The 18,461-nt window shown below is 73.2% G+C and carries 18 protein-coding genes; 13 read left to right on the top strand and 5 right to left on the bottom strand.

Annotated features, from left to right (window positions below; genetic code table 11):
• Window positions 1–139: 139 nt before the first annotated feature.
• Both ABZ854_RS16685 and ABZ854_RS16680 read right to left on the bottom strand, forming a co-directional pair.
• On the bottom strand, window positions 140–403 hold the full coding sequence (locus ABZ854_RS16685; RefSeq protein WP_361210660.1) for a hypothetical protein: 264 nt from the start codon (window positions 401–403) through the stop codon (window positions 140–142).
• The gene (locus ABZ854_RS16680; RefSeq protein WP_361210657.1) at window positions 400–1,263 is read right to left on the bottom strand and encodes an isocitrate lyase/PEP mutase family protein; all 864 of its coding nucleotides are present in this window, start codon (window positions 1,261–1,263) and stop codon (window positions 400–402) included. The genes ABZ854_RS16685 and ABZ854_RS16680 overlap by 4 nt, the downstream gene beginning before the upstream one ends.
• Window positions 1,264–1,507: 244 nt before the next feature.
• Here ABZ854_RS16680 and ABZ854_RS16675 point away from each other — a divergent pair, with 244 nt between their 5' ends.
• Complete coding sequence (locus ABZ854_RS16675) at window positions 1,508–2,527, top strand: DUF5954 family protein (protein WP_361210654.1); 1,020 nt, start codon at window positions 1,508–1,510, stop codon at window positions 2,525–2,527.
• 21 nt (window positions 2,528–2,548) lie between these two features.
• Here ABZ854_RS16675 and ABZ854_RS16670 read toward each other — a convergent pair whose 3' ends face one another.
• Together ABZ854_RS16670 and ABZ854_RS16665 are read right to left on the bottom strand one after the other, a co-directional pair.
• Window positions 2,549–3,160, bottom strand: a complete 612-nt coding sequence (locus ABZ854_RS16670) for a membrane lipoprotein (RefSeq protein ID WP_361210651.1) — start codon at window positions 3,158–3,160, stop codon at window positions 2,549–2,551.
• Between the two features lie 44 nt (window positions 3,161–3,204).
• A complete protein-coding gene (locus ABZ854_RS16665) occupies window positions 3,205–4,359 on the bottom strand; it encodes a putative sulfate exporter family transporter (protein ID WP_361210648.1) in 1,155 nt (384 codons plus the stop codon).
• Window positions 4,360–4,474: 115 nt separating this feature from the next.
• On the opposite strand from ABZ854_RS16665, the gene ABZ854_RS16660 reads away from it, so the two are divergent.
• Window positions 4,475–5,425, top strand: coding sequence for a LysR substrate-binding domain-containing protein (locus ABZ854_RS16660; RefSeq protein ID WP_361210645.1), 951 nt, complete (start codon window positions 4,475–4,477; stop codon window positions 5,423–5,425).
• Window positions 5,426–5,755: 330 nt separating this feature from the next.
• Here ABZ854_RS16660 and ABZ854_RS16655 read toward each other — a convergent pair whose 3' ends face one another.
• Window positions 5,756–6,931 (bottom strand): YihY/virulence factor BrkB family protein, encoded by a 1,176-nt coding sequence (locus ABZ854_RS16655; protein ID WP_361210642.1) that lies wholly within the window; start codon window positions 6,929–6,931, stop codon window positions 5,756–5,758.
• A gap of 131 nt (window positions 6,932–7,062) precedes the next feature.
• Here ABZ854_RS16655 and ABZ854_RS16650 point away from each other — a divergent pair, with 131 nt between their 5' ends.
• From ABZ854_RS16650 to ABZ854_RS16600, 11 genes are all read left to right on the top strand, one after another.
• Window positions 7,063–8,688 (top strand): acyl-CoA dehydrogenase family protein, encoded by a 1,626-nt coding sequence (locus tag ABZ854_RS16650; RefSeq protein WP_361210639.1) that lies wholly within the window; start codon window positions 7,063–7,065, stop codon window positions 8,686–8,688.
• 397 nt (window positions 8,689–9,085) lie between these two features.
• Window positions 9,086–10,369: a GAF domain-containing protein gene (locus ABZ854_RS16645; protein ID WP_361210636.1), complete on the top strand. Its 1,284-nt coding sequence runs from the start codon at window positions 9,086–9,088 to the stop codon at window positions 10,367–10,369.
• Between the two features lie 138 nt (window positions 10,370–10,507).
• On the top strand, window positions 10,508–11,842 hold the full coding sequence (locus ABZ854_RS16640; protein ID WP_361210633.1) for a hypothetical protein: 1,335 nt from the start codon (window positions 10,508–10,510) through the stop codon (window positions 11,840–11,842).
• A gap of 87 nt (window positions 11,843–11,929) precedes the next feature.
• On the top strand, window positions 11,930–12,493 hold the full coding sequence (locus ABZ854_RS16635) for a GNAT family N-acetyltransferase (RefSeq protein WP_361210630.1): 564 nt from the start codon (window positions 11,930–11,932) through the stop codon (window positions 12,491–12,493).
• A gap of 128 nt (window positions 12,494–12,621) precedes the next feature.
• Window positions 12,622–12,705, top strand: a complete 84-nt coding sequence (locus tag ABZ854_RS16630; protein ID WP_310739661.1) for a putative leader peptide — start codon at window positions 12,622–12,624, stop codon at window positions 12,703–12,705.
• 124 nt (window positions 12,706–12,829) lie between these two features.
• Window positions 12,830–14,527, top strand: coding sequence for a nitrite/sulfite reductase (locus ABZ854_RS16625; RefSeq protein ID WP_361210627.1), 1,698 nt, complete (start codon window positions 12,830–12,832; stop codon window positions 14,525–14,527).
• Window positions 14,524–14,706: a hypothetical protein gene (locus tag ABZ854_RS16620; protein WP_361210624.1), complete on the top strand. Its 183-nt coding sequence runs from the start codon at window positions 14,524–14,526 to the stop codon at window positions 14,704–14,706. The genes ABZ854_RS16625 and ABZ854_RS16620 overlap by 4 nt, the downstream gene beginning before the upstream one ends.
• On the top strand, window positions 14,703–15,413 hold the full coding sequence (locus tag ABZ854_RS16615; RefSeq protein ID WP_361210621.1) for a phosphoadenylyl-sulfate reductase: 711 nt from the start codon (window positions 14,703–14,705) through the stop codon (window positions 15,411–15,413). The genes ABZ854_RS16620 and ABZ854_RS16615 overlap by 4 nt, the downstream gene beginning before the upstream one ends.
• The gene (gene cysC, locus ABZ854_RS16610) at window positions 15,410–15,991 is read left to right on the top strand and encodes an adenylyl-sulfate kinase (protein ID WP_361210618.1); all 582 of its coding nucleotides are present in this window, start codon (window positions 15,410–15,412) and stop codon (window positions 15,989–15,991) included. Before ABZ854_RS16615 ends, cysC begins: the two co-directional genes overlap by 4 nt.
• Window positions 15,988–16,923: a sulfate adenylyltransferase subunit CysD gene (gene cysD / locus ABZ854_RS16605; protein WP_361210615.1), complete on the top strand. Its 936-nt coding sequence runs from the start codon at window positions 15,988–15,990 to the stop codon at window positions 16,921–16,923. The genes cysC and cysD overlap by 4 nt, the downstream gene beginning before the upstream one ends.
• A gap of 2 nt (window positions 16,924–16,925) precedes the next feature.
• Complete coding sequence (locus ABZ854_RS16600; RefSeq protein WP_129305897.1) at window positions 16,926–18,260, top strand: GTP-binding protein; 1,335 nt, start codon at window positions 16,926–16,928, stop codon at window positions 18,258–18,260.
• Window positions 18,261–18,461 lie beyond the last annotated feature (201 nt).

The following is an 18,461-nucleotide window of genomic DNA, read 5'->3' as shown; positions in this document are numbered from 1 at the left end:
ACATATTCCCGCGCACGGGCCGTCGCGCGCCTGTCGAGGGCGGGTACGCGTACGGCCGGGCACCTCCCGCACGGGGTGCTCGGCCGACCCGGTTCAGCTCTTCGTCTGTGCTGTCGTGCTGTTCTCAGGCTTCTCCTGCTCAGTCCTCCCCGTCCTCGCCGGACGCGCCCATCAGGGCCTCCACCACGTCCACGGCGCTGCCGTCGTGGTCGCTCCCGGCGGTGCCGCTGCCGGTCTGGACGTTGGCCGTGCGGTCGACCTCCAGGATGGAGTCGGCGTTGGAGTTGTCGATCACCGTGATCAGGCCGCCGGCCGCCACCGCGGGCGCGGTGGCGGCGGCGAGGGCGGCCGCGGCGAGCACCGCGGCCGCCCCGAGCCGGGGGACGGGCCCGATACGCCTCACACGCCCACGCCCTCGGGGGTGCGCCGGCCGGGGTCGATGTTCCGCTCCAGCAGCGTCGTCGACGCCTTGACACCGATGCCGGCGGCCGGGTCCACCTGGGGCAGGCGGCCGTCGGCGGCCTTGAGACCGGCGAGCGCGCTGTCCATGGCCTCGTGCGCGGCGAACAGGCAGGGGGTGCTGTAGATCGCCACGTCGACCCCGAGGTCGGACAGTTCACCGAGGGACAGGCGCGGGGACTTGCCGCCGGCGATCTGATTGAACAGCAGCGGCTTGTCGCCGACGACCTCGCGGATGCGCTTGATCCACTCCACGCTGCGCACGCCGTCGACGAGGACGACGTCCGCGTCGGTGGCGGCGAGCATCTCGGCCCGGTGCAGGATGTCGTGCTCGTCGGTGGCGTCCGTGCGGGCGACGACCACCAGGTCCCTGCGGGTTTCCAGCACCCGGTGCAGCTTCTCCAGGTACTCCTCCAGCGGCAGCACCTGCTTGCCGTCGGCGTGGCCGCAGCGGCGAGGCCGCTTCTGGTCCTCCAGGATGACGCCGGAGGCGCCGATCCGTTCGAGCCCCTCGACGACGTGGCAGGCGACCTCGGGGTCGACGTAGCCGTCGTCGATGTCGACCAGCAGGTGGTGGTGCGGGAACGCGCCGCGCAGGCGCTGCACGAAGGCCACCATGTCCGGCCAGGCGATGAACCCGATGTCCGGGAGTCCGTAGTACGAGGCCGCGAAGCCGAAGCCCGAGACGAACATCCCGTCGTAGTGCTTGGCCGCGATCGACGCCGAGTACATGTCGTACACGCCGATCAGCGGTGTGGTCCCGGGCCCGGCGATGCTGTCGCGCAGCTGGTTTCCGTGAGTCAAGGTCCGGCTCCTCCTGTGGGTGGGTGACGTGCGGCGGGGGCCGCACGTCTCGACGCCCTTTACCAAGCCAAGAGCATCTCTAGATATTCACGTGACCTTCTCCTCGCGCGAGCTTTACTCACCCCAATGGCGCAGCCGATTCACCGCAGAAACGTCACGCGGGGGAACCGTACGGTCCGGGCCGCGGGACCTTGTTCGGCCGTTCGGGTCACGGCGTCCACCCCGAGCCGGTAACACTGTGCGCATGAGTGATGGCTGGAAGCGACAGTTGGACGCGCTGCACGAGGAGTTGGTGCGCCGGGACGACCCGGCGGCCTGGGTGCGGGAGGTCGACGCGGTCGAGGCGTCCCTGCGGTATCCCCATCTCGCGCTGCGCGGGCCCGTGTTCGGGATCGCGGTGCTCGATCCGGCGCGAGGGCCGCGCTGGAGGCTGCTGAAGCCGGTGACGGACGGCATGCCGCAGATGGCGCGGGACGGCCTGAACTCACACCTGTGGTTCACCGCCAAGGACGAGACGGACGACCCCGGCGTACGACGGGAACTGCTGGACGCGGTCGCCGTGCTGGAGCGGCAGCCGGCCGACGAGATCGAGGCGTGGGGGGTGCGCTACCGAGTGGTGCGGGCGGACGAGTTCACCCGGGTCGGCGAGGACGGACTGGAGCCGCCCCGGCCCACGGACCCGGAGCCGATGGAACGCTCCTGGGACGGGCGGAGCCGCTCGGGTCCCCTGCGGGACGCCGGCTTCGTCCTCGATCCGCGGGTCACGGACGGCCCGGCCGCGGGCGCGCTGAAACTGGGGCTGCGGACCTTCTCCTACATGGGCGAGCGGTTCCCCGCGGACGTCCGCGAGGACTCCGAGCGGGCGGTCGTCAGTCATCCCGAACTCGTGCTGCTGCCGACCGCTTTCAGCGTGGCCGAGCGGGGCGGGGACGGCGACTGGCAGCCGCTCGGCGCACTGATGCCGACCCCGCACGACGCCCGGCACATGCTGTACGACGGCATGAACGAGATATGGGCGATGCTCTACGAGTACGACGCCGCCCGGAAGGCGCGGTACGCGGAGGCGGCCGCGGAGTACCGGGCGCTGGAGCGCGCCGACGAGTTCCGCGTCGACGACCGGGTGTTCCGGATCTGCCGGGTCCAGCGGATGCTGCGCGTCGGCCCGGACGGACCGGAGACACCCCGACCCTCGGACGTCGACGAGTACGGTCCGATGAAGATGCACCCGACCATGCACGAGGACGGCACGATCGTCCACGACTGACCGGATCGGCTCAGTGGGCGCTCAACCGGCGCCCTCGGGCACGCTGTTGTCGGGTGCGCCGCCCCCCGGCGGGAGGTCGCCGCGCTGCACCGGTACGCCGTCCGTGAAGTCCGGCCGGGGATCGGGCAGCAGGGCGGCCAGCTCCGCGGCGGAGGGGCGGTGGACGGCCCGGGCCGCCGCGCGCAGCACCGAACGCGGAACCTTCTCGCCCCGCAGGTGGACGACCCGGCCCTTCTCCGGCATCACGCACTCCTCGTCCGCGGGGCAGTCGGCGGGGGCGGGCGGGACCCGGTCGACGTACAGGGTCAGTACGGTGCCGTCCCCGGCGGTGTACGAGACGGAGAAGCCGTCGTCACCGTTCACGCCGACGGACTGGCGTGCCGGGGTGTAGCCGGACACGTCGGTGACGTACACCAGCTCGGGCGCGACGCCCAACGCCCTTACCCGGGCGTCGACTTCGGCCTGATCGGGGGTGGCGGACGCGCCGGGCCCGGAGGCGGGGGCCGAGGGGGCGGGGGCGGAGGGGGCGCCGGCCGGCGCCCGGCCGGGGGTGCCGTCGGCCTTCTCGGTACCGCAGGCCGTGAGCAGCACGGGCAGGAACAGCAGAGGCAGGACGCGCACGGTACGGATCATGCGCCCCAGGATGCCGTACAGGTGTTCCAGGGCGGAGGTGCCGGTCAGACGTACCGGGTGAGGAACTGGGCCGCCAGGCTGGTGGCGGAGACCACGACCCACAGGCAGCCGCCGAGCAGCAGCGGGGCGGGGCCGGTGCGGCGCAGCCGGGCCGGCTCGGTGGACAGGCCGATGGCCGACAGGGCCACGGTGATCAGGAAGACCGCGAGGGTGCCGAGCGGGCCGTGCGCGGCGGCCGGGACGAGTCCGGCGGTGTTGGCGGCGGCCAGGACGAGGAAGCCGACGAGGAACCAGGGGACCAGGCCGCCGATCCGCACGGGGCGGGCGGGGGCCGTCCCGGCTGCGGCCGGGGCCGTCTCGGGCGCGTTCGCGGTCGGGGCCGTCTGCCCCGCGCTCGCCGTCGCCGCCGCGCTCGCCGCTGCCTCCCGCTGGGCGCGGCGGCGGGTCAGAGCCGCGAGGGCCAGGCAGACCGGGATGATCAGCAGGGTGCGGGCCAGCTTGACCACGACCGCGTAGTTCGCGGCCGGACCGCCGTAGGTGGTGGCGGCGGCGACCACCGACGACATGTCGTTCACGGCCGTGCCCGCGAACAGTCCGAAGGCGTGCTGGCCCATGCCGAGCAGATGCCCGAGGACGGGGAAGGTGAGGACGGCGGCGATGTTGAAGACGAAGATGGTGGACACGGCGTACGCCACCTCGGCCTCCGCCGCGCCGATGACGGGGGTGACGGCCGCGATCGCCGAGGCGCCGCAGATGCCCGTGCCGACGCCGATGAGGGTGCGCAGGTCGCGGACGATGCCCAGGCGGCGCCCGAGCCAGTAGGCGGCCCCCAGACAGGCACCGAGGGTGACGATCATGACGGGCAGGGAGCCGACGCCCACCCGGAGCACCTGGCCGAGCGACAGTTGCGCGCCGAGGACGACCACCGCGGCCTGGAGCAGTTGGCGTCCCGCGAACGCGACGCCCGGCCGCAGCCGCTCCCCGGGGCGCACCGCGAGTGCCACCAGCACGCCGAGCACGATGCCGGTCACCGGGCCGCCGACCACCGGGACCAGCCGCCCGGCCCAGGTGGCGACCGCGGCGATGCCGACGGCGAGGGTGAGGCCGGGGAGGCGGGTCGTGGCCGCGCGGACGGCGCGGCCGGCGGGGCCCGAGGTGAGCCACGGAGTGACGGCCGGGCGGGGGTTGACGTCATGCATGATCACCACTGTGGTGGCCCGCGGGCGGCGGCTGTAGCCCCTGATCGGGCAAGAGGTCATAGCGACACCGCATGACCTAGTCATGACGTGGGGCTGTGAGTCATACCGTGGGCCTGTGACAGAGACTTCCGCCTCCCTCCCGCTCCGCACCCCCGACCTGGAGTCGCTGCGGCTGCTCGTGCTCGTCGCCGACCTGGGGAGCCTCGGCCGGGCGGCCGAGCGGCTGCGGATCTCGCAGCCGTCCGCGAGCCGCCGGCTGTCGACGCTGGAACGCGGGCTCGGGCTGGTGCTGGTCGACCGGACCCGCCGGGGTTCCCGGCTGACGCTCGCGGGGCAGCTCGTCGCCGGGCACGCGCGCCGGGTCCTCGACGAGCTGGACGAGCTGCTCGCGGGCGCGGAGAAGCTGCGCAACCGGCGGGAGGCCGAGCTCCGGGTCGCCGCGAGCCTGACCATCGCGGAGTATCTGCTGCCGGTCTGGATCAGCACGCTGCGGGCCCGGCGGCCCGAGCTGTACATCGGGCTGCAGGTGACCAACAGCGAGCACGTGCCGGGGCTCGTGGAGTCCGGGGAGGCCGACATCGGGTTCATCGAGGGGCCGCGGCTGGCGCGGGTGATGTCCACCCGGCAGGTCGCCGAGGACCGCCTGGTGGTCGTGGCCGACCCCGGTCACCCCTGGGCGCGCCGACGCGAGGCGCTGTCCGCGCGGGAGCTGGCGCGCACCCCGCTGGTGCTGCGCGAGAGCGGTTCCGGCACCCGGCAGACCCTGGACCGGGCCCTGCACCTGGCCGGCTGCGACCGTGCCTGGCCCCTGGTCGAACTGGGCTCCACGGCCGCCGTGCGCGGCGCGGTCATCGCCGGCACCGGACCGTCGGTGCTGAGCGAACTGGCCGTACGCGGCGACATCGCCGAGGGCCGCCTGGTCGCGGTGGACGTCGCCGGCATCGACCTCACCCGCGAACTACGAGCGGTCTGGCCAACGGGCCGCCGCCTGGTGGGCCCGGCGGCGGAACTGGTGACGGTGGCCCGCGAGGCGGCAAGCACCGCCCGGGCACCACGCGGGACGTAAGGAGCCTGCGGCCCCCGACCGGAGGGACCGCGCCGCCGGCCCGGCACCGGGGCAGCGCCGGCCCGGGACCGCCCACGTGCGCCCGGCGCCGGCCCTGGGCCGGGGGACCGAGCCCGCGCCGCCGGGTCTGCCCGGGGCGGGGAGCCCGGAGGAAAGCCGGACCCGGTCACGGACTGCGGAGTGCCGAGCCGTCACCGCCAGGTCCGCCCGGGCCGGGGAACTCGGAAGAAGCCCGGCCCCCGCCCACCACTACGCACCGGCGGGCGCCGAGCCGTCGCCGCCGGGCCCGCCCGGGCGGAAGCCCGGAGAAAGGCCGCCCGCGGTCCCCCGTCACGAGCCAGGAGGCGTCGAGCCGTTGTCGCCCGGTTTGGCCGGCGTGTGGGAGCCGTGGTGGGGGGAGGGGTGGCGGGGGTGGGTGCGGAGGCGGGCCGTGACGTCCTCCGGGGGGAGGAAGCGGGACCAGCGTTCGGGGAATTCGGAGGGCATGTCGGGGTCGTCGGGGTCGGCCTCGCGGGCCGCGGCGGCGCGGGCGACGTACTCGGCGACCTGCGCCTCCCGCAGCCGCTCGTTGGTCGCGCGGGCCGCCGCCGTCGCGGCGGCCGGCCAGACCCGGTCGATGGCGGCGTTCACCGCGGCCCCGACGAGCACGGCGAACGCGGACATGCCGATCCACAGCAGTACGGCGACGGCGGCTGCCAGGGACCCGTAGATCGTGGCGCCCTCGATGGTGGCCGTGAGGTAGATGCGCAGCAGGAAGCTGCCGAGGACCCACATGGCGAGGGCGACCAGCGCGCCGGGCACGTCCTCGATCCAGGGCGAGCGGACCGGGACGGACACGTGGTACAGCGTGGTCAGGAAGACGATGGACAGGACGATGACGACGGGCCAGTACAGCACCTGGACGACCGTCTCCGACCAGGGCACGATCCGCACCACGGCGTCCGGCCCGGCCACCATCAGCGGCAGCGCGATCGACCCGATCAGCAGGGCCACGATGAACAGCAGGAAGGCCATGATGCGCGTCTTGACGATGCCCCGGACGCCGTCGAGGCCGTACATGACGGTGATGCTGTCGATGAAGACGTTCACCGCCCGGGACCCGGACCACAGGGCGAACAGGAAGCCGATGGAGATGACGTCGGGCCGCCCGCCCTTCATCACGTCGTGCAGGATCGGCTCGGCGATCTCCTTGACGCCCTTGTCCGACAGGACCGTGCGGGACGCGTCCAGGAGATTGTTCTCCAGGCTCTTGATGGTGTCCGCGCCGGTCCAGGCGTCGACGTAGCCGAGCAGCCCGATGAGGCTCAGCAGCAGCGGCGGCACGGACAGCAGCGTGAAGAACGCCGCCTCGGCCGCGAGCCCCAGGATGCGGTACTCCACACAGGAGTTGACGGTGTCCTTCAGCAGCAGCCAGGCGGTCCTGCGCTTGGAGACGTTCCGGTAGAGGGCTCGGGCCCGGTGGAGCCGGCCGGCGGGCCGCTCTGGGGATTCACTTGCTGGCTGCACGCCCTAACGGTATCCGCCGTACCGGGCCGCTCTCACCTCCCGGGGGCCGCTCCCCGGGTCCGGCCGCCGCCGTGCCCGGCGCGGTGCGGGGCCGGGCGGTGAGCCCCGCCGTCCCGGGTAGGTTCAGCGGCATGGCAGGCACCTCCACCCACACCGTGACGAACCAGCCGCCCCCACTGTCCGGCTACGACGTGTTCGGCGCCGACCGCGCCCTCGTCGAGGCGGTCGAACGGCACCTCGGACCCGGCCCGGCGGACGCGGCCCACGAGGAACTGTCCGCGCTCGGCCGGACCGCCGGTTCGGCGCAGGTGCAGGAGTGGGCCACGCAGGCGGACGCGCATCCGCCGCGGCTGCGCACACACGACCGCTACGGCCACCGGATCGACGAGGTCGAGTTCCACCCGGCCTGGCACCGACTGCTCGGCAAGGGCGTCTCGGCGGGGCTGACCGGCGCCTGGAGCCGGCCCGGCGGGCATGTGCGCAGGGCGGCCGCGTTCCTGGTGTGGTCCCAGGTCGAGGCGGGCACCTGCGGTCCGCTGTCCATGACGCACGCCGCGGTGCCCGCGCTGCGCGCCGACCCGGACCTGGCCGCCGAGTGGGAGCCGCGGCTCGCGTCGACGGTCTACGACCGTGAGCTCAGGCCGGCCGTCCGAAAGCCCGGCGTCCTGGTCGGGACGGGTGTGACGGAAAAGCAGGGTGGCACCGGCACCGTCACGGCCCGCCCGCTCGCCGAGGACGGCGCCTACGCGCTCACCGGGCAGCGGTGGCTGTGCCCGGCGCCCATGTCGGACGCGTTCCTGGTCCTGGCCGACGCCCCGGGCGGCCCGACCTGCTTCCTGGTGCCGCGCGTGCTCGCCGACGGCAGCCGCAACGTCTTCCTCCTCCAGCGGCTCAGAGACCTGCCGGGCAACCGCTCCAACGCCTTCGCCGAGGCCGGCTTCCACAGCACCTGGGCACGCCGGGTCGGCGAGGAGGGGCATGGGAAGCAGGTCCTCGCCGGGACGGCCGCCGCAGCCCGGCTGGACCGCGCGCTCGGCTCGGCGGGCCTGATGCGGCAGGCCGTGGCGCGGGCGATCCACCACTGCACCCACCAGGAGGCGTCCGGCGGACGGCTCGCCGATCAGCCGCTCGAGCGCAACGTGCTGGCCGACCTCGCGCTGGAGTCGGAGGCCGCGACGGCGCTCGCGCTGCGTCTGGCGGCGGCCCACGACGACGACGGCGAGCAGGAGCGGGCGTTCCTGCGGCTCGCGGTGCCGGCCGCCAAGTACTGGATCACCAAACGGTGTACGCAGGTCGCGGTCGAGGCGGCCGAGTGTCTGGGCGACGACGGCTGCGCCGAGGAGTCGGGACTGCCCCGGCTGGTGCGCGGGGCTCCGCCGAACTCCCTCTGGGACGGCGCCGGGAACGCCCAGGCGCGGGACGTGCTGCGGGTGCTGCGGCAGGACCCGGCCGCACTGGACGCCTGCCTCACCGAGATCGGCCGCGCCCACGGCGCCGACCACCGCCTCGACCGCGCCGTGAGAGCCCTGTTCACCGAACTCGCCGACCTGGACGGCATCGAGCCCCGCGCCCGCCGCCTGGCCGAACGCCTCGCCCTGATCCTCCAGGCATCCCTCCTGACCCGCCACGCCCCGCCCGAGGTGTCCGATGCCTTCTGCGCCTCCCGCCTCACCCCGGACCAGGGCGCCACCTTCGGCACCCTGCCAAGTGGCCTGTTCCAGAAGGAGATCGTCGCCCGAGCAACCCCCACCTGTTGATTCCGGCCCCCGTGTCCGCCCCAAAGGGGCGCGGGGAACTGCGCGACAAGTCACGACGCACCGTCAGCCGCGACACAACAGCACCACGCACCCGGAACCGCGAACCCGGCCGAAGCCAACAGCAGGGGTGGTGCTGCGCCGACACGGCACCACCCCCGCCCCTTGGGCCCCTTGGAGGCCAAGAAACGCCGCCCGTGGGCGGCGTCGTGGTCAAGTCTCGGCCACCCCGCGACGGTCCACCAGGGTTGCAGGGGGTTGCAACTTGTTGGCGTGCGTGCGCGGAGTGTGTGCCTCCGGCATGCTCCAAAAGGCACTATGGGAGGAACAGTCGGACCGGAAACCGCCGCCCGGACGGCTTGACAACTCAGACTCTCGACGTCCTTCCGGGAGGACACCAGTGGCGAAGTCGCCGATGAACGTGGCGCGTCTGGCCGCCGTGGACGCGGCGCGGGCGGCGCGGATGCTCAGCGAGGCGCGGGACGCGACGCTGTCCGGGCACCGTGCGCGGATCGCGCCCCGGCCGGTGATCGAGCAGTCCTGGGGACGGATGCTGCGCGGCGGCGTCGACCCCGAACACGACTTCAGGTCCGGTCTGCTGCCCCTGGAGGAGGTGCGGCGCCGGCGGGAGGAGTCACCGCTGCGGCATGTGCTGCCGGTGCTGCGCGAGGGTCTGCTTTCGGTCGCCGACGTCGCCCAGCACATCATGGTCGTCGCGGACGCGGACGGCCGCGTGCTGTGGCGGGAGGGGTCGGCGCAGGTGCTGCGCAAGGCCGACGGGCTGGGATTCCGACTCGGTGCGGACTGGCGGGAAGACGTCGTCGGCACCAACGGGGTGGGCACGGCGGCGGTGGTGCGCCGGCCGGTGCAGGTGTTCGCCGCCGAGCACTTCGTGCGCTCGCACGCCTCGTGGACCTGCTCGGGCGCCCCGATCACCGACCCCAGGGACGGCCGGCTGCTCGGCGTCGTGGACGTGAGCGGCCCGCTGGAGACCATGCATCCGGCGACCCTGGCGTGGGTGGACTCGGTGGCCAAGCTCGCCGAGGCGCGGCTGCGCGAGTTGCACGTGGGCTCGCTGGAGCGGCTGCGGGCGGTGGCGGCGCCGGTGCTGGCCCGGCTGGGCGGCCGGGCGCTGGTGGTGGACGCCGATGGCTGGACGGCGGCGGTGACGGGGATGCCGTACGTGGCGCGGGTCGCGTTGCCCAAGTCACTGCGCCCCGGCTGCCACTGGCTGCCCGCGCTCGGCTCGTGCACGGTGGAGCCGCTGGCCGGCGGCTGGCTGCTGCGGACGGCCGACGAGGCGCCGGCGGGGGACTCGACCCGGATCGCGCTGGACCTCTCGCGGCCGCACCGCGCGGTGCTGACCGTCTCGGCGCCGGCGGGGTCGTGGTCGCGTGAACTCAGTCCCCGGCACGCCGAATTGCTGTATCTGCTGGCCGCGCGCCCCGGGGGCCGTGGGGCGTCCGCGCTGGCGGAGGACCTTTTCGGAGATGCGTCCCGGACGGTGACCGTCCGGGCGGAGATGTCCCGGGTGCGGCGGTATCTCGGGGCGCTGCTACAGCATCGACCGTATCGTTTCTGCGAGGCGGCGGAGGTCGAGGTGCTGCTGCCCGGCGACGTGCGTGAGCTGCTGCCGCGGTCGACGGCGCCGGCGGTGGCGCGGGTCCGGGCGGGGCGTCCGTAAGAGTGTCTTCCGCATATTTGCGGGGTCTTGGCCACCCGCGGCCTCTTGCTGCCGTAGCATCCGGTACGGGCCTCCCCACCTGTTCCTCGGTCAACGTAACCATCACCAGGCGCAGTTGGTCCCGCCCCGGGAGGAGACATGAAGCATCGCGGCAGACACCGCCGGCGCAGGCGGGGCGCAGCGCTGCGCGCGGCCCTGGCCGGGACCGCGCTGGCGCTCACCGCGGCGGCCACGCTGATCAGCGCCTCGCAGGCCACGGTGCCGGACGACCCCGGCGCGCTGAAGCCGCTGACCTCCCGGGCGGACACGGCCGCGCTGCGGCTCCGGGAGCATCTGGTTCCCGCCCGCACGCTGGACCGGCTGGCCTCCTCGATGGGCCGTCCGGTCGGGGTGGACACCGTCCTGCGCGGCGCGGACCGCAGCCTGCGCGAGGCGGCCGACTGCGGTGCCGGGGACCGGGCGTCGCTGCCCGTCACCCCGGCCGCTACGCAGGCGTACTGCTGGGACCGGGCCGACGCCGCGGCCACGGGCTGGCGTCCCGCGTCCGTGACCACGTCCGCGGACGCCGACGACGACGGCGCCTGGGGATCCCACCGGGTCGTCCTCAGCGGCTGGACGCACAGCACCACCGACGGCCCGGCCGCGGAGCGGGGCCTCGCCCGGGTCGCCGTCGTCGACGCGGACGGCCCCACCCGGCTCGCCTACGACTGGGTGCTCCTCACGGTCCCGGTCGACGGCGGCCGGAACTACCAGGGTCTGGTCTCGCGGATCTCCGGAATGGTCTGGTACCAGGACAAGCTGCTGGTGAGCACGGCCACCGGCAGCGCCGACGCCCTCTACGTCTACGACCTGAACCGCATCCAGCGCACCTCGGTGGACGGGCCGGCGATCGGCCGGGTGCGGGGCGGCTGGTCGGCCGACGGCTACCGGTACGTGATGCCCGCCGTGGGGTCGTACCGCGTCCCCGCGGCCCGCTGCTCCCCCGCCGGGTCCCCCTGTCCGGGCGCGCTGGCCCTGGACCGCGGTTCGGCGCCGGCCGGTCTGGTCGCCGCCGAGTGGACGGCGCCCGGCGGTCCGAAGCGGGCCCGGCTGTGGCGGTACGCGTTCAGCACGGACCGCGCGCGCGGCGGTCTGCTCGCCGCGGACGCGGCCGGGCGCGTGGACGCGGTCGAGGCGTACCGGACGCACGCGGCGGGCATCCGCGGCGTACTCAGCGAGCGGCGGCCCGGTGCCGCCCACCCGGACTGGTACGTCGGCCATCTGCCCGGTTCCTGGCAGGGGCACGGCAGCCTGTGGCGGCTGGGCACTGGCGGGGCGACGGCGGCCCGCTGCGGCTCGGACTCCTCCCACCACTGCTGGGCGCTGTCGGGCGGCTCCCTGTCCTACGCGCCCGGGACGGGCGAGGTGTGGTCGGTGTCCGACCGGATGCTGTTCTCGGTGCCGCTGACCGCGATGGACGCGTCCCTGCACTGAGCACGGGCGGTCGCCGGGCAGGGCTCGGGTGTCCGCGTGCCGGTCCGCGATCGACAGACGGGTGGGACGGATGATTCCCTGGCCCGCATGAGCAGCGTCCCCGTCACCACCTGGTCCCTGGAGCAGACCTCCCCGGCCGACCTCCTGCCGGCCGCCGCGCCGGGGGGCGACGTCCGCGTCGTCCGCGGTGAGGTCCCCTCCCCCGAGTTCAGCCGGTTCCTGTACGCCTCGGTCGGCGGGGACATCCGCTGGACCGACCGCCTCGGCTGGAGCTACCCGCGCTGGCAGGAGTACCTGGAGCGGCCCGGGGTGGAGACGTGGGTGGCGTACGACCGGGGCACCCCGGCCGGGTACGTGGAGCTGGAGGCGCAGGACGAGGGCGTCGTGGAGATCGTCTACTTCGGCCTGATCCCCGCCTTCCGCGGCCGGCGCATCGGCGGCCACCTGCTGTCGTACGGCGCCGCCCGCGCCTGGGACCTGGCCGAGCGGTGGCCCGGCCGGACGCCGACGAAGCGGGTGTGGCTGCACACGTGCAGCAAGGACGGCGAGTTCGCGATGGACAACTACCTGCGGCGCGGCTTCACTCTGTTCGACACGAAGGTGGAAGCGGAGCCGGACGTACCGGCCCCGGGGCCGTGGCCCGGAGCGTGAGACGCCACGGGCGCGGCCGACCCTTCCGGAACGTGACCCACACCACCCTGTCTCATCATTCAGAATAGTTTCGTCCAGATACTGGACGACGGTGGACTGGCCAGAGATCCCCGTGCCACGCTTCCGTCATGCCTGGAACTGGAATTGCCTTGGTGAGTCGGCGGCACGTCGACCTCGGCCGCATGTCCAGCGCCATCTGTCCGGCGAGCTGACCGCACCAGCACCGCCGCTTCCCCCGCATTCACTCCCTGCTGCGCAATGACGCGCACGCCTGCCCGCGTGCGCGTCATTGCGCAGGTCAGATTCGCTTTCCGCCTGTCCCGAAGGACTAACACCATGGCCGCCAGCCCCCAGAACCCCGCTGCCACCGCGCCGCGCCGCAAGGTGAGCCGTCACCGCGGCGAGGGTCAGTGGGGCGTGGGACACCTGACCCCGCTCAACGGCGCCGAGCAGTTCAAGAAGGACGACGACGGTCTCAATGTGCGGACACGCATTGAGACGATCTACTCCAAGCGCGGCTTCGACTCCATCGACCCCAACGACCTGCGGGGACGTTTCCGCTGGTGGGGTCTCTACACCCAGCGTCGCCCCGGCATCGACGGCGGCCGCACCGGTCTGCTGGAGCCCGAGGAGCTGGAGGACTCGTACTTCATGATGCGGGTCCGCGTCACGGGCGGCCGGCTCACCACCGAGCAGCTGCGGGCCATCGGCGAGGTGTCGGAGACGTACGCGCGGGGCACCGCGGACATCACCGACCGGCAGAACATCCAGTTCCACTGGGTCCGTATCGAGGACGTGCCCGCGATATGGGACCGCCTGGAGTCGGTCGGCCTGTCCACCACCGAGGCGTGCGGCGACTGCCCGCGCGGCATGCTCGGCTCCCCGGTCGCCGGGGTCGCCGAGGACGAGATCATCGACGGCACCGCCGCGCTGGACGAGATCGCCCGCCGCTACATCGGCGACCCGCGCTTCTCCAACCTGCCGCGCAAGTACAAGACGGCCGTCTCGGGTTCGCCGCTGCTGGACGTGGCGCACGAGATCAACGACATCTCGTTCGTCGGCGTGGTCCACCCCGAGCACGGCCCCGGCTTCGACCTGTGGGTCGGCGGCGGCCTGTCCACCAACCCCAGGTTCGGGGTGCGGCTGGGCGCCTGGGTGCCCGAGGCGGACGTGCCCGAGGTGTGGGAGGCGGTCACCTCCGTCTTCCGCGACTACGGCTACCGGCGGCTGCGCACCCGGGCCCGGCTGAAGTTCCTGGTCGCCGACTGGGGCGCGGAGAAGTTCCGCCAGGTCGTCGAGGACGAGTACCTCGGCCGCAAGCTGACCGACGGCCCCGCGCCCGAGATGCCGGCCCAGGCCTGGCGCGACCACATCGGTGTGCACCGCCAGAAGGACGGCCGCTTCTACGTCGGGTTCGCCCCGCGGGTGGGCCGTATGGACGGCTCGCTGCTCACCAAGGTCGCCGCGCTCGCCGAGGACCACGGATCGGGACGGGTGTCCACCACCGTCGAGCAGAAGATGATCATCCTGGACGTGCCGGCGGACCGGGTCGACTCGCTCGTCGACGGCCTGGAGGCGCTGGACCTCCGGGTCAGCCCCTCGCCGTTCCGGCGCGGCACCATGGCCTGCACGGGCATCGAGTTCTGCAAGCTCGCCATCGTGGAGACCAAGGAGCGCGGCAGCGAGCTGATCGACGACCTGGAGCGGCGGCTGCCCGACTTCGACGAGCCGCTGACCATCAACATCAACGGCTGCCCGAACGCCTGCGCCCGCATCCAGACCGCGGACATCGGTCTCAAGGGCCAGCTCGTCACCGACGCCGACGGCAACCAGGTCGGCGGCTACCAGGTGCACCTGGGCGGCGCCCTCGGCCTGGAGCCGTCGTTCGGCCGCAAGGTCCGTGGCCTGAAGGTCACCTCGGAGGAGCTGCCGGACTACATCGAGCGGGTCCTCAAGCGCTTCCAGGCGGAGCGCGAGAACGGCGAGCGGTTCGCCGCCTGGGCCGCGCGGGCCTCCGAGGAGGCTTTGTCATGAGCGAGCGGGCGGCGCCCTTCTACTGCCCCTACTGCGGCGAGGAGGACCTGCGTCCGGGCGAGCAGGGGCCCGGCGCCTGGGAATGCGTGGCGTGCAACCGGGGCTTCGCGCTGAAGTTCCAGGGCCTGCTGGCCCGGGGGCTCGCGGCAGCCGACAACGGAGGGGACGACCGGATATGACGACTGCTCAGCAACCGCGCACCAACGACGAGTTGAAGGCACTTGCCGAGCAGGCGGGCCGTGACCTGGAGGACGCCTCCGCGCTGGAGATCCTCCAGTGGGCGGTGGACACCTTCGGCACGGAGTTCTGCGTCACCTCCTCCATGGAGGACGCCGTGGTCGCGCACCTCGCGTCCCGCGTGCTCGGGGGCGTCGACGTCGTCTTCCTCGACACCGGCTACCACTTCCCGGAGACCATCGGCACCCGGGACGCCGTGGAGGCCGTGATGGACGTCAACGTCATCACCCTCACCCCGCGGCAGACGGTGGCCGAGCAGGACGCCGAGTACGGGCCGAAGCTGCACGACCGGGACCCCGACCTGTGCTGCGCGCTGCGCAAGGTCAAGCCGCTCGAGGAGGGCCTGACGGCCTACCGGGCGTGGGCGACCGGGCTGCGCCGCGACGAGTCCCCGACCCGGGCGAACACCCCGGTCGTCGGCTGGGACGAGAAGCGGCGGAAGGTCAAGATCTCCCCGATCGCCCGCTGGACCCAGGACGACGTGGACGCCTACGTCGCCGAACACGGCGTACTGACCAACCCGCTGCTGATGGACGGCTACGCGTCCGTCGGCTGCGCCCCCTGCACCCGCCGGGTCCTGGCGGGCGAGGACGCGCGGGCCGGCCGCTGGGCCGGCCGTGCCAAGACCGAGTGCGGGCTGCACGGATGACGGCCGCACGGACGACGACCCACCCCCACCAGGAGAACCACGTGACCACCGGAGCCACCGTCTGGCTCACGGGTCTGCCGAGCGCCGGCAAGACCACCATCGCGCACGAGCTGGCCGGCCGGCTGCGCGCCGAGGGCCACCGCGTCGAGGTGCTCGACGGCGACGAGATCCGCGAGTTCATCTCCGCGGGCCTCGGCTTCAGCCGCGAGGACCGGCACACCAACGTGCAGCGCATCGGCTTCGTCGCCGAACTGCTCGCCCGCAACGGCGTCCTCGCGCTGGTCCCGGTGATCGCGCCGTACGCGGACAGCCGGGACGCGGTCCGCAAGCGGCACGAGGAGAACGGGACGGCGTACGTGGAGGTCCACGTGGCCACCCCGGTCGAGGTGTGCTCGGTGCGTGACGTGAAGGGGCTCTACGCCAAGCAGGCCGCCGGCGAGCTGTCCGGTCTGACCGGCGTCGACGACCCGTACGAGGAGCCCGAGACGCCGGACCTGCGGATCGAGTCGCAGGACCAGACCGTGCAGGAGTCCGCGGCGTCGGTGTACGCCCTGCTGAGCGAGAGGGGACTGGCATGACGACCGTCGCGAAGGTCGAGGAGGGGACGGGAAGCCCGTACGCCCTCTCGCATCTGGACGCGCTGGAGTCCGAGGCGGTGCACATCTTCCGCGAGGTGGCCGGCGAGTTCGAGAACCCGGTGATCCTTTTCTCCGGCGGCAAGGACTCCATCCTGATGCTGCACCTGGCGCTGAAGGCGTTCGCGCCGGCGCCGGTGCCGTTCACGCTGCTGCACGTGGACACGGGGCACAACTTCCCCGAGGTGCTCCAGTACCGGGACCGCACGGTCGCCGAGCACGGGCTGCGGCTGCACGTGGCCTCGGTGCAGGACTACATCGACCGCGGGGCGCTCAAGGAGCGTCCGGACGGCACCCGCAACCCGCTGCAGATCGTCCCGCTGACGGAGAAGATCCAGAGCGAGAAGTTCGACGCGGTGTTCGGCGGCGGCCGCCGGGACGAGGAGAAGGCCCGCGCCAAGGAGCGGGTGTTCTCCCTGCGCGACGAGTTCTCCCAGTGGGACCCGCGCCGGCAGCGCCCGGAGCTGTGGAACCTCTACAACGGCCGGCACGCCCCCGGTGAGCACGTGCGCGTGTTCCCGCTGTCCAACTGGACCGAGCTGGACGTGTGGCAGTACATCGCCCGCGAGAAGGTGGAGCTGCCGCAGATCTACTTCGCGCACGAGCGCGAGGTGTTCCAGCGGAGCGGCATGTGGCTGACCGCCGGCGAGTGGGGCGGCCCGAAGGACGGCGAGACCGTGGAGAAGCGGCAGGTCCGCTACCGCACGGTCGGTGACATGTCCTGCACCGGTGCCGTCGACTCCGACGCCGACACCATCGAGAAGGTCATCACCGAGATCGCCGCGTCCCGGCTCACCGAGCGCGGCGCCACCCGCGCCGACGACAAGCTCTCCGAGGCCGCGATGGAAGACCGCAAGCGCGAGGGGTACTTCTAGACATGAGCACGACCACGACCGAAGCGCTCCCCGAGACCACGCTGCTGCGGTTCGCCACCGCCGGTTCCGTCGACGACGGCAAGTCCACCCTCGTGGGCCGGCTGCTGCACGACTCCAAGTCGGTCCTCACCGACCAGCTGGAGGCCGTGGAGCGGGCGTCGGCGAGCCGCGGCCAGGAGGCCCCGGATCTCGCGCTGCTCACCGACGGCCTGCGGGCCGAGCGGGAGCAGGGCATCACCATCGACGTCGCCTACCGCTACTTCGCGACCCCGCGCCGCCGGTTCATCCTGGCCGACACGCCGGGACACGTGCAGTACACGCGGAACATGGTCACCGGCGCCTCCACCGCCGAGCTGACGGTGATCCTCGTCGACGCCCGCAACGGCGTCGTCGAGCAGACCCGCCGGCACGCGGCCATCGCCGCGCTGCTGCGGGTGCCGCACGTCGTCCTCGCCGTGAACAAGATGGACCTGGTCGACTACCGGGAGTCCGTGTTCGCCGCGATCGCCGAGGAGTTCACGGCGTACGCGACCGAACTGGGCGTCCCCGAGGTCACCGCGATCCCGATCTCGGCGCTGGAGGGCGACAACGTGGTGGAGCCGTCCGCCACGATGGACTGGTACGGCGGCCCGACCGTCCTGGAGCACCTGGAGACCGTCCCGGTCAGCCACGACCTGGCGCACTGCCACGCCCGGCTGCCCGTGCAGTACGTGATCCGGCCGCGCACCGCCGAGCACCCCGACTACCGGGGCTACGCGGGCCAGATCGCGGCCGGCACCTTCCGGGTCGGCGACGCGGTGACCGTGCTGCCGTCCGGACGGACCACGACGATCTCCGGCATCGACCTGCTGGGCGAGCCGGTCGACGTGGCCTGGACGACGCAGTCGGTGACGGTCCTGCTCGCGGACGACATCGACGTCTCGCGCGGCGACCTGATCGTGCCGACGAAGGACGCCCCGGCCACCACCCAGGACGTGGAGGCGACCGTCTGCCACGTGGCCGACGCCCCGCTGACCGTCGGGCACCGGGTGCTCCTCAAGCACGGCACGCGCACGGTGAAGGCGGTCGTCAAGGACATCCCGTCGCGGCTCACGCTGGACGACCTGTCGCTGCACCCGCACCCGGGTCAGCTCGTCGCCAACGACATCGGCCGGGTGAAGATCCGTACCGCCGAGCCGCTGCCGGTCGACTCCTACGCCGACTCGCGCCGCACCGGCTCCTTCATCCTGATCGACCCCGCCGACGGCACCACGCTCACCGCGGGCATGGTCGGCGAGTCGTTCGCCGCCCCGGACCCGGTCAAGGACGAGTCCGACGACGACGGCTGGGACTTCTGACATGAACTCCCCGGACTTCTACTCGCTGTTCGCCAAAGAGGGCGGACGGGTCGGCAGCGGCGCGGTGGGCGCCGGGCAGGGCGGCACCGGGCGATGTGCGCGGTGACGTACGCGCATCGCTCGCGCGCCCTCACCCCCCACCGCCGTAGACCTGCCGACCTCCCGGCCACGACCTGAGACGGTCCGTGACCGCCGGGCCGA

Origin of the sequence: Streptomyces sp. NPDC047028 (assembly GCF_040644095.1) — a bacterium.
GTDB lineage: Bacteria > Actinomycetota > Actinomycetes > Streptomycetales > Streptomycetaceae > Streptomyces.
The sequence above is the reverse complement of the archived record's forward strand: the minus strand, read 5'-3'. Positions and strand labels throughout refer to the sequence as shown.

Bases quoted from the DNA above. Each gene is read 5' to 3' on its own strand.
- cysC (WP_361210618.1), top strand. From the start codon at position 15,410: ATGACGGCCGCACGGACGACGACCCACCCCCACCAGGAGAACCACGTG.
- ABZ854_RS16640 (WP_361210633.1), top strand. From the start codon at position 10,508: ATGAAGCATCGCGGCAGACACCGCCGGCGCAGGCGGGGCGCAGCGCTG.
- ABZ854_RS16625 (WP_361210627.1), top strand. From the start codon at position 12,830: ATGGCCGCCAGCCCCCAGAACCCCGCTGCCACCGCGCCGCGCCGCAAG.
- ABZ854_RS16650 (WP_361210639.1), top strand. From the start codon at position 7,063: ATGGCAGGCACCTCCACCCACACCGTGACGAACCAGCCGCCCCCACTG.
- cysD (WP_361210615.1), top strand. From the start codon at position 15,988: ATGACGACCGTCGCGAAGGTCGAGGAGGGGACGGGAAGCCCGTACGCC.
- ABZ854_RS16620 (WP_361210624.1), top strand. From the start codon at position 14,524: ATGAGCGAGCGGGCGGCGCCCTTCTACTGCCCCTACTGCGGCGAGGAG.
- ABZ854_RS16675 (WP_361210654.1), top strand. From the start codon at position 1,508: ATGAGTGATGGCTGGAAGCGACAGTTGGACGCGCTGCACGAGGAGTTG.
- ABZ854_RS16665 (WP_361210648.1), bottom strand. From the start codon at position 4,359: ATGCATGACGTCAACCCCCGCCCGGCCGTCACTCCGTGGCTCACCTCG.
- ABZ854_RS16670 (WP_361210651.1), bottom strand. From the start codon at position 3,160: ATGATCCGTACCGTGCGCGTCCTGCCTCTGCTGTTCCTGCCCGTGCTG.
- ABZ854_RS16635 (WP_361210630.1), top strand. From the start codon at position 11,930: ATGAGCAGCGTCCCCGTCACCACCTGGTCCCTGGAGCAGACCTCCCCG.
- ABZ854_RS16615 (WP_361210621.1), top strand. From the start codon at position 14,703: ATGACGACTGCTCAGCAACCGCGCACCAACGACGAGTTGAAGGCACTT.
- ABZ854_RS16600 (WP_129305897.1), top strand. From the start codon at position 16,926: ATGAGCACGACCACGACCGAAGCGCTCCCCGAGACCACGCTGCTGCGG.
- ABZ854_RS16630 (WP_310739661.1), top strand. From the start codon at position 12,622: ATGCCTGGAACTGGAATTGCCTTGGTGAGTCGGCGGCACGTCGACCTC.